Source organism: Paenibacillus taichungensis (assembly GCF_047302525.1).
In the GTDB taxonomy this organism is placed as follows: domain Bacteria; phylum Bacillota; class Bacilli; order Paenibacillales; family Paenibacillaceae; genus Paenibacillus; species Paenibacillus taichungensis_B.
On the sequence record NZ_CP168020.1, the window covers coordinates 756640 to 769433 of the forward strand.

10 protein-coding genes are annotated in these 12794 nt (G+C 47.6%); 5 read left to right on the plus strand and 5 right to left on the minus strand.

Features of this window, described 5'->3' with window-relative positions:
* Positions 1-9 precede the first annotated feature (9 nt).
* The 3 genes from ACDJ58_RS03460 to ACDJ58_RS03470 form a co-directional block, all read right to left on the minus strand.
* Entirely contained in the window at positions 10-717 is a 708-nt protein-coding gene (locus ACDJ58_RS03460) for a YoaK family protein (RefSeq protein WP_413375523.1), read from the minus strand.
* A 99-nt stretch (positions 718-816) separates the two neighbouring features.
* Positions 817-1860: a cupin domain-containing protein gene (locus ACDJ58_RS03465; RefSeq protein ID WP_413375525.1), complete on the minus strand. Its 1044-nt coding sequence runs from the start codon at positions 1858-1860 to the stop codon at positions 817-819.
* 160 nt (positions 1861-2020) lie between these two features.
* The gene (locus ACDJ58_RS03470; RefSeq protein ID WP_413375527.1) at positions 2021-2629 is read right to left on the minus strand and encodes a TetR/AcrR family transcriptional regulator C-terminal domain-containing protein; all 609 of its coding nucleotides are present in this window, start codon (positions 2627-2629) and stop codon (positions 2021-2023) included.
* A 190-nt stretch (positions 2630-2819) separates the two neighbouring features.
* On the opposite strand from ACDJ58_RS03470, the gene ACDJ58_RS03475 reads away from it, so the two are divergent.
* Positions 2820-3578 carry an SDR family oxidoreductase gene (locus ACDJ58_RS03475; protein WP_024628948.1) on the plus strand — a complete coding sequence of 253 codons (759 nt, stop codon included), beginning with the start codon at positions 2820-2822 and terminating at the stop codon, positions 3576-3578.
* 124 nt (positions 3579-3702) lie between these two features.
* On the opposite strand, the gene ACDJ58_RS03480 is transcribed toward ACDJ58_RS03475, so the two are convergent.
* On the minus strand, positions 3703-4731 hold the full coding sequence (locus tag ACDJ58_RS03480) for a LacI family DNA-binding transcriptional regulator (protein WP_413375529.1): 1029 nt from the start codon (positions 4729-4731) through the stop codon (positions 3703-3705).
* Positions 4732-5188: 457 nt separating this feature from the next.
* Between ACDJ58_RS03480 and ACDJ58_RS03485 the strand changes: the two genes are divergently transcribed.
* The 4 genes from ACDJ58_RS03485 (at position 5189) to ACDJ58_RS03500 (ending at position 10204) form a co-directional block, all read left to right on the plus strand.
* The gene (locus ACDJ58_RS03485; protein WP_413375531.1) at positions 5189-6475 is read left to right on the plus strand and encodes an extracellular solute-binding protein; all 1287 of its coding nucleotides are present in this window, start codon (positions 5189-5191) and stop codon (positions 6473-6475) included.
* Between the two features lie 94 nt (positions 6476-6569).
* The gene (locus tag ACDJ58_RS03490) at positions 6570-7925 is read left to right on the plus strand and encodes an ABC transporter permease subunit (protein WP_413375533.1); all 1356 of its coding nucleotides are present in this window, start codon (positions 6570-6572) and stop codon (positions 7923-7925) included.
* Positions 7922-8758 (plus strand): sugar ABC transporter permease, encoded by an 837-nt coding sequence (locus tag ACDJ58_RS03495; protein WP_024628944.1) that lies wholly within the window; start codon positions 7922-7924, stop codon positions 8756-8758. Before ACDJ58_RS03490 ends, ACDJ58_RS03495 begins: the two co-directional genes overlap by 4 nt.
* Before the next feature lie 159 nt (positions 8759-8917).
* Positions 8918-10204: an MFS transporter gene (locus ACDJ58_RS03500; RefSeq protein ID WP_413375535.1), complete on the plus strand. Its 1287-nt coding sequence runs from the start codon at positions 8918-8920 to the stop codon at positions 10202-10204.
* A 99-nt stretch (positions 10205-10303) separates the two neighbouring features.
* Here the strand turns inward: ACDJ58_RS03500 and ACDJ58_RS03505 are convergent, their stop codons facing one another.
* Positions 10304-12463: an alpha-amylase family glycosyl hydrolase gene (locus ACDJ58_RS03505; RefSeq protein WP_413375537.1), complete on the minus strand. Its 2160-nt coding sequence runs from the start codon at positions 12461-12463 to the stop codon at positions 10304-10306.
* Positions 12464-12794 lie beyond the last annotated feature (331 nt).

The following is a 12794-nucleotide window of genomic DNA, read 5'->3' on the forward strand; positions in this document are numbered from 1 at the left end:
TTCTGCTGATTAGGTCAAATCACGTTGAACATGGAGGACGTAGGGGATCAGCAGAAGAAGTAGAGCCAGTGAGGCTATCAGGGCAAGCAGCAGGCTTCCTTGGGTTAATAGCAGTGCTCCCAGAGCTGCACCGATCACAAAAATAACCCAGGACAGGGCGAGTACTGCCCATTCGGAAGCAGGAGCCTTACCCCGAACGGCTTTGGCCAGTGCCTGTCCAATACCGAATAATGTGCCTGTCACAAAGCCCTTGCCTACATCAGCATGAGCAACCATCTGGTGCATGGTGTTTTGCATACCCATGGCAACGGCAATCGGGAAAAGTACGCTCTGTGTATGGAGGAACAGCAAGAATACAATGGCGCCGGCAAAAAGCAAAGATTCAAAGCCTAAAATGCCCGCCAGTCGCCTTTTTCCCGATCGATCTGTGATCAACGTTCCGATAAAGGCGCCTACAACGAATAAAAAAATGACCAGACCTATATTCGTTAATACAGCGGAGTCTCCTTCAAATAGCGCGATGCCAAGCTTGGTACTGTTACCACTCATGAAAGAAAGATAGATTTTCCCCAGCTGCAGATAGCCGACCGCATCAATGAAACCAGAGATCAGCACAAGTACACATGACAGCAGAAGCCGGGAAAGACCCGGCTCCAGTCGTTCTACGGTATGTCCCACACGTTTGCGATCACTGGTCGAATCGGAAGCAGAAGCCATGATGTCCAACCCCTTTTCCGTGAGACTGGAGTGGTTTCGTGATATATGACAGAAGGATCACTAACCCAAACCTATATTCAATAAGTACCGGTAGTTGGACTATGACTTCGGCTTATTCGGGGCCGGTGCGATAAAAAGAGTATCATTCGGAAGCTGTTCGGCTTCCTCTTTGGACATTTCCAGATTCGTGGACAGCACATCATCCGGATTGCCTGCGAGCCACTCGCTCAGATCAATAGCTTCATAGTGTCCGCTGTTGAACCCGATTAACACACGGCAGACCTCATCTCCCGTATTTTTGATATAGTGACCTGCACCCATCGGGGCATAACCCACATCCCCGGCTTCGAATTGCTCTGTCACCGCATGACCTTCTGCCAGAAATACTGTCATTTCGGCAGTGCCGCTAATGTAATACTGCCATTCGTCGGCGTTGGGATGCCAATGCATCTCTCGTAATGCGCCTGGTTGCAGCTCGATCAGTGATCCCGCCATCGTGGTGGAGATGGGGAAATCTTCAACAGTAACCGTGCGCTGGGTTCCGCCGCCTGGCGCACGTCTTGGCTGCTTGGCATGCAGCGGGTATCGGTGGGGAGTCGTCAGCTCCGAATTGCGGCGATAGGTCCCGGAAGAGGAGCTGTCATTAGGGACAGGCCCTTTGACGAAATAGGCTTCTCCCTGAGGCAGTTTCGCTGCACGCTCGGGGGTAATCCCAAGATTCTGGGCAACAATGTTGTTCGGTGTATGAGACAGGAAATCGGTAATGCTGAACGTGTGATCTTCCGAGAAATCACCATTATCAAATATCAGAATAAAATGGCATTCGTCCGGTCCCAATCCCTGAATGGAGTGTCCGTAACCACGTGGGAAATACCACACATCTCCTGGCTCAAATGTATCGGTGTACGCATGTCCGTCCGGATGAATGACAGTGGTGCGACAGGAGCCACTGATCACGTAAGCCCATTCTGCCGCATTGGCATGCCAGTGCAATTCACGCATGCCTCCCGGTTCCAGGCGCATGGATACACCCGCTATTCCAATGGACGCAGGAAAATCCCGAACGGAAGCACCGCGGGTAATACCGCCAGGGCCCATACGGGGTTCTTTTTGTTCGAGCCGATAGTTGAAAGATGTCATCATGATTCCTCCTCATATTATATTAGGTACACATGTAAATAGTTAAATATGGCGTTCATACCTTTTACCCATATTTTGCGAAACTATTCAATTGATTCCTGATTAATATGAGGAAAAAGAGAGACTTTCATTCAAAATTAATGCTGATCTGTACATGTTGTACTTAGGGTGCCTTATACGAGGTGTGATACACTACATTGCCAGGCTTGTAATTAATGATTTTAAATAACTCATCTGCCATATAAGCGGGACTATGCTTGAATTCCTGTCGAATCCATTCGATGATCATGCCAAAGATCGCATGGGATTGATAACTTGCCAGCAGCTCGCGATTGATGTGGGACGGAAATATTTCGTTCAGGTCCTGAAGAGCAAGATCACGCAGAACATCGCAGATCATCTGCTGAAAATTGGACGATGCCTCCGACTTCACGACAAGGGTGTAGAATTGCGCATGCTGATGCACATGTTCAAATATTTTGATAGCGGAAGAGGGCATATGACTTACTTCAAATATTTCTTTATCCAGATAAGGCTCACGATAGGATAAGACCAGATCCTTAATGATGTCATCGATGATCTCATTGAACAGGTCTTCTTTGTATTGATAGTGTCTGTAAAAAGTTCCCCGATTCAGATCCGCCAGCTGCACGATATCGGTAATGGATATTTCCTTGAATGACTGCTTTTGCATTAATTGAATCAGGGCACCCTTCAGCGCCGCTTTGGATTTCTTGATTCTTCGGTCCATAGAACTCGGAAGTTCGGCCATATACAGTACTCCTCGTAAATAGGTATTTTAAGATAAAGTACATTCGGAATTAGAAGTGTTGATTAACGTACAATTGGGCAAGCTTTTACTGATTGAACAAGAATGCTATGACTTATTATACTAAGGATAAGAGTTAATGAACATTTGTTTGTTAACTTATTGTAAACGAATACATGGAGGATGATACAATATGAGACTTCAAGATAAAGTAGCTGTAGTAACAGGTGCGGGTTCCGGCATGGGCAAAGCGATTGCAACACTGTACGCGCAAGAAGGGGCTAAGGTGGTTGTATCGGATATCAATGAAGCTTCAGCGCAGGCGGTTGCTGAGGATATCAAGGCAAAAGGTGGAGAAGCGACGTTTGTGGTTGCCAATGTGGCGAAGGAAGAGGATATTCAGAACCTGATCGATACGACGGTTAACACCTATGGAACAGTGGACATTCTGGTCAATAATGCAGGCATTATGGACAGTATGGAACCAGCTGGTGACATTGTGGATGACAAGTGGGAGCGGATCTTTGCAATCAACACAACAAGTGTCATGCGTGCTACCCGCAAAGTGCTGCCAATCTTCCTGGAAAAACAAAAAGGCGTTATCGTCAACATCGCTTCAGCAGGCGGATTGCATGGTGCACGTGCAGGCGCGGCTTATACGGCTTCCAAACATGCAGTTGTGGGATTCACCAAAAATACAGGCTTCATGTATGCTCAGCAAGGTATTCGCTGTAACGCAATTGCTCCGGGTGGAGTTGAAACCAATATTGCTTCCACAATGACAAACATTAACCACTTCGGTGCCAGCAGACAACAGCTGGGAATGGCGATCAATCCGCGTGCAGGTAAAAGTGAAGAAATTGCACAGGTAGCGCTGTTCCTTGGTTCGGATGAATCCAGCTTCGTGAACGGAACAGTCGTAACGGCAGATGCAGGATGGAGCTCTTACTAATCCGTCGTTCATAACTGAAATATGCAAAGAAGCTCATACCAGTGTATGGGCTTCTTTTGCATGTTCACAACAGGCGATAATGTGGGACATTAGTTGAGTAGGACAAACGTTTGCACAAACATGTCTACGCATTCCCGGATAACGTAAACAGGGACGAATCCCGAACAATCAAGCGGTGCGGAATAATAACCGGATTCTGAGGCAGGTGTTCACCATTTAGAATTTTTAACAATACCTGAACCGCAGTATAACCTAGCTGATAAGTTCCGATATCAATGGAACTTAGCGGCGGTGAAGCAAGTTCCGATAAGGCAATATTGTTAAAGCTTACAACACTTATATCTTCAGGGACGTTATATCCCAGTTCAGCCAGAGCGCGAAGCACGCCAAAGGCAACATTGTCGTCGATGACAACGAGGGCGGTTGGCCTGTCGGGTATCGACATGAACAGGGACATCGCCCGGAAGCCGCTTTCCTGCAGGAATTCTCCTTCCACGATCCAGTCATTGTTAGCATCAAGACCCGCTTCTTCAAGCGCATTTTTGTATCCTCGCATGCGATCATGAGATAACGTCAAATCTGGTGGTCCGCTGACAAATCCGATTCGTTTATGCCCTTGGGCAATCAGATGTGTGGTTGCATCGAATGCTGTCTGTACATTGTTATTGTCCACCATTGGTGCATCGGGATGCGTTTCGCTACGGCCAATCAGCACAAAAGGAAACTTTTCCGCCTCCAAAAACGAAATAATCGGATCTTCCCTTTTGGAGCCAAGCAGCAAGATACCATCCACGCGTCGCCCATGTACCAGGCGGGATATGGCATTCAATTCATCGCTGGAAGACGTTTCGGTGGAGAGAAGAAGTTCATAATTCATGCGGGTGGCATACGTAATGATTCCCCGAAGCAATTCTCCGAAAAAGTAGTTCTGAAACAGCTCTTCAGCAGGTCGGGGCAGCATGATACCCAGGGTTTGAGTCGTTTTGGAAACAAGGCTTTTGGCCATCATATTTGGATGATAATTCATTTCTTTCATGATTTGCTTCACTTTGAGTGACGTTTCCGAACTGATTCTGGGATGGTTGGAAATAACCCGTGAGACCGTAGAAGGGGATACACCCGCCAATTTGGCAATATCTTTGATTGTAATCATGTGAAAAATCCCTTCTGTACAAGCATTTCAACATGTCTCCTATGTTAATTCAAAGACTTCGATAAATCAATTGCTAACTGCATCATGGTGAAGATGGGAAAGCAAAACAAAGGAAGACGGCGGGAGATCAAGCAAATCGGAAATTACAGGAACATAAGCCATAAAAGTGAAGGAAAATGGACGAAAATGACTTGTGCAAACGTTTGTGCAAATAAAGTTCACTATTGTATGATGTGATTGTTATTATAGCGCTTACATGACTTGAGTCAACATACTTCCTAGAAAATTCATCCCGATTACATAAGGATTGTACCCATCTGAGGTTAATATGAGCAAACGTTTGTATTGCGTTCAAACGGATACAAGCCGAACTTCGGAATACAGGAACAGTACACAGAAAAACGGGTGAAAAGCGCGAGTACAGCATCGATCATGACTACGAAAAGGGGGAAATTCAATGAGAAAATGGCAGCAAGCAGCACTTGCAGGATTCATGGTACTCACACTTACCGCGTGTTCAAGCGGAGGTGGAGGCGCTGCGCCAACCACAACAGACAGCGGTGAGACTGGAGAAACCACAGTGACCGCGGAAAATATTCAGCCAGAAGAGGGCGCAAGCCTTGTCATATGGGAGGATAAAAATCAGCGAAGCTTTATCGAGGAGCGGGCGAAGAAATTTGAAGAAGAGTACGGCGTTTCTGTAAAAATCGAGGAATTGCCGCCGACCGATCAAGTGACCAAGCTCACTACGGACGGACCTGCGGGATTGGCTGCAGATGTGGTCGTTTTCCCACATGACAAGATTGGCAGCGCTTCAGAAGCCGGACTGATTTTGCCGAACGATATTTTTGAGCAACAGACTACACAATCCACTAGTGACAATGCGGTTAAAGCCGTAACCTTCAAAGACATCTTATACGGCTATCCCTACAGCGTAGAAACCTATGCGTTGTTCTACAACAAAAAGCTTTATCCCGAAGCACCGAAATCATTTGATGACATTATCAGCTTTGCCAAAACCTTTAATGACACCAAAAACAACAAGTACACTCTGATGTGGGAGTTACAGCAGTTCTATTATAACTTTGCTTATCTGGCTTCCCAGGGCGGATATATCTTTGGTGATGAAGGCATGAACAGCGAGGATATTGGCCTCAACAATGAGGGAGCCATCAAGGGCGGTCAGTTCTTGCAAACGCTGAAATCGGAAGTACTGCCTGTGAAGATGGGCGATGTGAACTATGACATCAAGAAAGGTCTCTTCTCAAGCGGGAAACTGGCCATGGATATTAACGGACCTTGGTCCATCGCCGATTATCGCAATGCGGGCATTGACTTCGGTGTTGCGCCACTCCCGGCGATTGAAGGCAAACCGATGACCTCCTTCTCTGGAGTCAAGGCATATTACGTCAATGCATTTACAACCTATCCGAATGCTGCCAAGTTATTTGCAGCTTATCTCTCCAGTGCCGATTCCCAGATGGTCAACTTTGAGATGAACGGAACTCTCCCAGCCAATAAAGACGTGGCGGCAGATCCGAAGATTCAAGGGGATGAAATCACGAAGGCATTCCTTGAGCAATTCAACAACTCCACCCCAATGCCTTCGCTTCCTGCCATGGATAGCGTATGGGGTCCCATCAGCGCGGCAATTACCGACATATGGGATGGAGGCAAGGATGTCAAAACCTCTCTGGATAACGCAGTCAAACAAGTCAAGGAGAGCCTTGCAACTGTCCAATAAAAAAGAAAGAGCAGGTGCAGAGGAAGTCAACATATCCTCTGCACTCTGCTATAACTGATCGGTAACTTCGCTTGCCGGGAAGGAGTAGGAATGAATGAAACAACAGCATGTTCCAGTCACTGTTAAACCGAATCGAGAAAGACAGCATCGCATGACAGCGGCTGTGTTGTCCCTTGTCCTGCAAGGACTTGGACAGTTGTATAACCGTCAATGGATCAAGGGAATCTGTTTTCTGATCTTAGAGGGAGTGGGACTCGCATATCTGATTCCCCGTTTGAATCAGGCCGTATGGGGAGTATGGACGCTGGGCGAGCAGACGCAGCGTTTCGTCAAAGTCAATGGATCAACGGTGCTTCAACAGGGCGACCACTCCATCTTTTTGCTGCTCAATGGAATTATAGTGCTTTTGGTATTTTTCGTTTTTCTTCTTCTGTATATCTTCAATATCCGGGATGCGTACATCACGGGAAAATTAAGAGAGGAAGGAAAGCAGGCCACCGGAGCTTCTGCTTCCCTGAGATATCTGCTCGATAAACAATTCCCGTATCTTTTCTTATCCATCCCTGCGCTCGGCATCCTGTTTTTCACGATTATGCCGATTTTGTTTACGATTACCTTGGCCTTCACCAATTACTCGGCACCGGATCATATTCCGCCCGCCAAGCTGGTGGACTGGGTTGGTTTCAAGACATTCACGGATCTGATCCAGCTTAAATCGTGGAGCCATACCTTTTTTGGGGTATTAACGTGGACGGTGATCTGGGCCATTCTGGCAACGGTCACCACGTATTTCGGAGGGGTGCTGGTTGCACTTCTCATCGAGCAGAAGGGTATTCGCTTCAAAAAGGTGTGGCGGACGATATTCATTCTTCCTTATGCCATTCCACAGATTATCTCACTGCTCCTAATGCGTAACCTGTTCAACGGACAGTTTGGTCCCATTAATACGTATATGAAGGCTTTTGGCCTTGAGGGATTGCCATGGTTAACCGATCCATTCTGGGCAAAAGTTACAGTCGTCATTGTCAACATGTGGATTGGAATCCCGGTCAGCATGGTGCTCATACTGGGCGTGCTGACGGCGATTCCACGGGATTTGTATGAAGCGGCTGAGGTAGACGGTGCGTCCGGCTTTCAGAAGTTCCGCATCATTACGCTTCCCTTTATCATGTTCGCTACGACACCGGTGCTTATTATGCAATTTGCCGGGAATTTCAACAACTTCAATGTCATCTTCCTGCTGACGAACGGTAATCCACTACGTGGTGATTATCAGTATGCGGGATCAACCGATCTTCTCGTGACCTGGTTGTACAAACTGACGTTGGATAACAACAAGTTCAATATGGCTTCGGCGGTCGGCATCATTATTTTCCTGATTATTGCGTCGTTCTCCATCTGGAATTTCCGTCGTTCCAAATCGTTCAAGGAGGAGGACATGATTCAATGAAAAAGCGCAATAATCCCATGCGTCTGACGATCAGTTATGTGCTGCTGGTCATCATTGCCATCGTATCGGTGTATCCCGTCTTGTGGATATTTCTCTCGTCACTGCGTCCAGGTGCGGCCCTGTTCAGTGAACGTCTGTGGCCTGAAGCGTTCACGCTGGCCCATTATGGGGAACTGTTTAACAACCCGTCGTTCATGTATGGAACGTGGTATCTGAACACGTTGAAGATCGCCTTTTTCACCATGATTTTCTCAACGCTTATGGTCACTTTGGGCATGTATGCCTTATCCCGGTTCCGGTTTCGCGGTCGCAAGACCATTCTATCCACCATGCTGATCCTGGGGATGTTCCCCAGCTTCATGAGCATGATTGCCATTTATATTATTTTGCTTCAGATCAAATTGTTGGACACCCATGCCGCGTTGATTCTGGTCTATTCTTCTGGGGCCGTACTGGGTGGATTTATTGTTAAAGGGTTCTTTGATACCATCCCGCGCAGTTTGGATGAAGCAGCACGAATTGACGGTGCCAGTCATCTGCGTGTGTTCACCAGTATCATTTTGCCGTTGTCCCGGCCGATGCTGACCTATGTAGCCTTAACCAGCTTCACTGGTGCGTGGATGGATTTTATCTTTGCCCGGCTGGTACTTCGAACAAAAGAAAACTGGACACTTGCAGTTGGCATGTGGGATCTAGTTAGCCGTTATCAGGACAGTAACTTTACGATGTTTGCTGCCGGGGCGGTACTGATCGCCATTCCAATTACATTGTTGTTTGTATTCCTGCAACGCTTCCTGGTGCAGGGGCTGACCTCTGGCGCCTCCAAAGGATAAAAGGATAAGTGGATAAACACCCAAATCGCATAGACAGCCTGTAGAACATATTCAGGCCACCAATCAGGCGCTTCTGAGAGGTTCCATTCATCGCTGGAACTACTCCGGAAGCGCCTGCCTGCTGTCTGAGATCCGAATGACAAGAGGAGGAAAAGATCGATGGGAACGCTACAGTCCCCAGAACCAGAATTGGGACCGAACGGGGCTCTTGCTGCTGCGGAGAGTCAGAAAATGGCTAACAGAGCGCTGTGGCGCAATGTTGCTTATCGCAGAATTTTGTGTGGCTACGGCATCTCCGTATTTGGTGATTGTTTCAACGGCATTGCCATCAGTCTGTGGGTGTTGCAGACCACGGGAAGTGCGAAGAGCATGGCAGCTGTACAAGTATGTAATATGGTCGTCAGTTTTTTGTTTGGATCATTCGCGGGCACGTTTGCCGACAGGCTGGATCGCAGAACATTGATGCTGTCGTCGGATTTGTTTCGTGGGGCTATAGCGTTTATCATCGCGGTGAGTCTGTTTGTGCTGCACGCTCCTTTTGCAATCGTACTGCTCATGCTTTCCCTTTCGATGTTTTCCAGCCTGTTTCAGGCGCCTGCATTTCATGCTTCGGTAACCAGTCTGGTGGGGAGGGAGCATCTGCAACAAGCTACAGGAACCATTCATCTGGTCGATAATATTGCCCGGATCAGCGGATTGGCCGCAGCGGGGATTGCGGTTTCTGCATTTGGAGGATTTACGGCTATTATGATTACGGGTGTGACCTTTTTGCTGTCTGCGATATGTGTGATGTTGGCCGGGCGTTTTCCGGATGTACAACGCTCTTCCATGCATAGAGGATCATTCGTAAAGGAGTGGGGCGGTTCATTTTCCTACATCTTTGCACATCCTCTGATTCGTTCAATCGTTATTCTTAATCCGCTGCTGATTCTCTTCTTCATGTCAGCCATCATGCTTGTTCAAGTCATGGCCGTCAAAGTATGGCAGGCGAATCCTGTTCAGTTCGGACTGATCGAGACTTGTATTCCACTGGGGTACATGCTGGGTTCCGGGATTCTGATCGCCTCAGGCAATCGGCTGAAACGAAGAGGACGATGGGTGTTTATCGGTCTACTGGTTCTTGGTCCATTGTATATGCTGTTATCCAATGTTTCTTCTCCTTTGGTGGCCTTGCCGCTGATCATTGCCGGGGGAGCCATGTTTGCATGCTGTACGATGTTAACCCAGATCATGATGCGTGCAGAGGTTCCCGATGAGCTGCAGGGGAGAATCTACGGAGTGCTCGGAACCATAACAAGTACAGCCCCGATCCTGGGATTAACGGTGGTTTCCGTTTTGGCTGATCAGTGGGGTGCCCAAACCGTGCTGGAGAGCCTGGGAGCATTGCTGTTGGTGGTAGGAATTATTGCGGCAGCAGGATTAAAATCCATTCGTACCTATCGATAGTAAATGCATGCCATAGATAAGGACGAGCCTAATCAAAGAACCCGGAAGCAGGCGCTTGTCGCGTCTGACTCCGGGTTGAATGATAGGACGGTGAAGAAATTAAGGTTGCCAGTCCACTGTAACGGTCGCGGTTCCACTGGTTGGTGTGGTGAAGGTATGATTGTTGCCATTTTCCCACGTAATCGTAGAGCCGTTCTTTTTGAAAAACTTGAATTCCAGATTGGTTCCGGCAGGCACGCTGACGTCATAATACCAGGTTGGATAAGAATAGATGACCTGATTGAAGACCGGACCAATGGCGAGAGGGCCTGTAGACCAGTTCCCCAGCTCCGCAACATTGCCTGTCACATAGAGATTCTGACCGAGTGTAGTAGAAGCATTGTTGATGACAAAGCGGACGGAAACCTGGTTGCCACTAAGAATCGTGAAATTGTTATAGGTATTGCTGTTGACTCCGCTCGCTGCGACTTTAACTGCATAGTTGCCGGCGGCAACAGCAGGGATGGTCACTTTGATCTGAGTATCTTCCCATGATGTAATGGCTGAACCGGTAACAGCGGTTGTACCGAAATAGACAGTGCCTTTGGTAGTACCGAATCCACGGCCATCAATGGTAACGGTATTACCCGCTTTACCCATTGTAGGGCCCACATGCCCGATGGTTGGTGTGGTGGTATTGGCTGTATACTGCCAGACCGCTGTAGCTCCTGCTGCCAAAGTGAAGTTAGCGACGTTACCTCCTGTAGAGGTAATGTTATTGCCGTTTAGCGCACCTGCAAGTACATCGTTGTAGGTTCCTGAAGGGAGCGATGTAGTAAGGCCGCTGATGGAAGTGGAAGTCGAAAGATTGCGGTTAACCGCTACGACGGCCACGTTGTTGCCAAATTTACGTTCATACACATACACATCGTTGTTAATCCAGCGCTGCTGGGTTGTTCCATAGGCGATGGCTGGATTGGTTTTGCGCAATGGAGCCAGCTTGCTGATGACGTTAAAAGCAGTTGTTGTTTTGGAGAACGAAGGCATTTTGGCACGGTTATCCGGGTCACCGTTACCTGTCAAATACTGCTCAGTGCCATAATAGATGGCTGGTACGCCCCGCGAGGTAAGTGTAAATGCAAGAGCTTGTTCCAAGCGACGGTTGTTAACGGCACTTGTTTTGAAGCGATCCATGTCATGGTTATCAATAAAAGTCACTTGGTCATTCACCTGGGCATAATCAGCGGCAGTGCTGGTGATCATGGAATCCAGGGCAACCATCGTGGATGTGTTATCACGGAACACGTTACGTACTTCATTGTTGAAACGGAAGTCGAGCAGACTCATGCCGGATTGGTTGGCGAAGTTGGTGTTGTCCGCATCAGATGCGGATGAACCCAGGAACCATTCACCAAACGTGAATACCGGTTTGTAGCCATAGATGGAGGACATCCAGTTCTTTTGCCATCCCATCGGCATATGCTTCACCGCATCCACCCGGATTCCGTCAATACCCATATCCAGCCAGAGCTTGATCGCATCCTTGAAGTAGGTGTCAATGGTGCTGTTATTGTGGTTCAGGTCAGCGAGATCATAGAGATTTTTGTAGATACCGTTCTCCAGTGTGGAGAAGTCAGAGCCGCCATTGTGGTGGAATAATTTGTTCGTATCATTGGTGTAGCCACCAAGCAGAGTGCCGTTATTGTACAACTTTCCATTCTCTGCGAACGAGGTGTCGGTTTCCATGGCAGGAGAGGTATGGTTAGGAGCAAAATCAATGATGACTTTAATGCCTTTGGCATGTGCCGTATTGATCAGGTTCTGAAAATCGGTCATCGTACCGAAAGCAGGATTGGTCTTCTTGAAGTCACGTGCCCAATAGCCGTGATAAGCCGTATTGTTGACACCGGAATAGTTAATCAGTGAGTAAATGTTCTCCACAGGCTGGGAAATCCAGAGTGCCGTAATGCCGAGATCGGAAAAATAGTTGTCATTAATCTTGTTGATCAGTCCTTGCCAGTCGCCCCCGCAATAGAGCTTCAGGTTAGAACAGGAGGCGTCATAGGCCGCCCCAGTAGGGTTGTTGGAGGGATTTCCGTCCAGAAAACGGTCGGTAAATACTTGATAAATAACATCGGTGCTGAAGTTCTGCTTGTTGGTTACAGCCGTATCAGCATCTGCGAATACGGAGGCCGCCGGGAATATTGGTAGTGCACTTCCGGCCAGCAAGCTGAAGCTCAGCGTGGTACTGAGGATGATTCGCTTGGTCCATTTGAACATGGTAATCCACCCTTCGTTTATTATATAAATTGAACTAAAGAATATTTACACTACCACTCCGATGACAGAACAACCTTCCGATCGCTGTTATCCCCAGATTTTTTTTGAATCCCTTTTTCAAAGGAGAAATCCGGGGATAGCGTATGCTTCCGATGCAGCTTTCTTTCAGAAAGCTTTTAGGCGAACGCTCCACTTCTTCAGGTTATTTCTGTCCTCTCCGTTCTCGTGTAAATGTTTAGTTCAATTTATATAGATGTGTATTCTCTTTCTTGATTAGAAAAGCGCTTTCAAGATAGACGTTGGCAAGTTATCTTAACGTTATCCCCCCCTT

Excerpts from the sequence above, each read along its gene's own strand:
- ACDJ58_RS03460 (WP_413375523.1), bottom strand. The coding sequence starts at position 717 with ATGGCTTCTGCTTCCGATTCGACCAGTGATCGCAAACGTGTGGGACAT.
- ACDJ58_RS03465 (WP_413375525.1), bottom strand. The coding sequence starts at position 1,860 with ATGATGACATCTTTCAACTATCGGCTCGAACAAAAAGAACCCCGTATG.
- ACDJ58_RS03470 (WP_413375527.1), bottom strand. The coding sequence starts at position 2,629 with ATGGCCGAACTTCCGAGTTCTATGGACCGAAGAATCAAGAAATCCAAA.
- ACDJ58_RS03475 (WP_024628948.1), top strand. The coding sequence starts at position 2,820 with ATGAGACTTCAAGATAAAGTAGCTGTAGTAACAGGTGCGGGTTCCGGC.
- ACDJ58_RS03480 (WP_413375529.1), bottom strand. The coding sequence starts at position 4,731 with ATGATTACAATCAAAGATATTGCCAAATTGGCGGGTGTATCCCCTTCT.
- ACDJ58_RS03485 (WP_413375531.1), top strand. The coding sequence starts at position 5,189 with ATGAGAAAATGGCAGCAAGCAGCACTTGCAGGATTCATGGTACTCACA.
- ACDJ58_RS03490 (WP_413375533.1), top strand. The coding sequence starts at position 6,570 with ATGAAACAACAGCATGTTCCAGTCACTGTTAAACCGAATCGAGAAAGA.
- ACDJ58_RS03495 (WP_024628944.1), top strand. The coding sequence starts at position 7,922 with ATGAAAAAGCGCAATAATCCCATGCGTCTGACGATCAGTTATGTGCTG.
- ACDJ58_RS03500 (WP_413375535.1), top strand. The coding sequence starts at position 8,918 with ATGGGAACGCTACAGTCCCCAGAACCAGAATTGGGACCGAACGGGGCT.
- ACDJ58_RS03505 (WP_413375537.1), bottom strand. The coding sequence starts at position 12,463 with ATGTTCAAATGGACCAAGCGAATCATCCTCAGTACCACGCTGAGCTTC.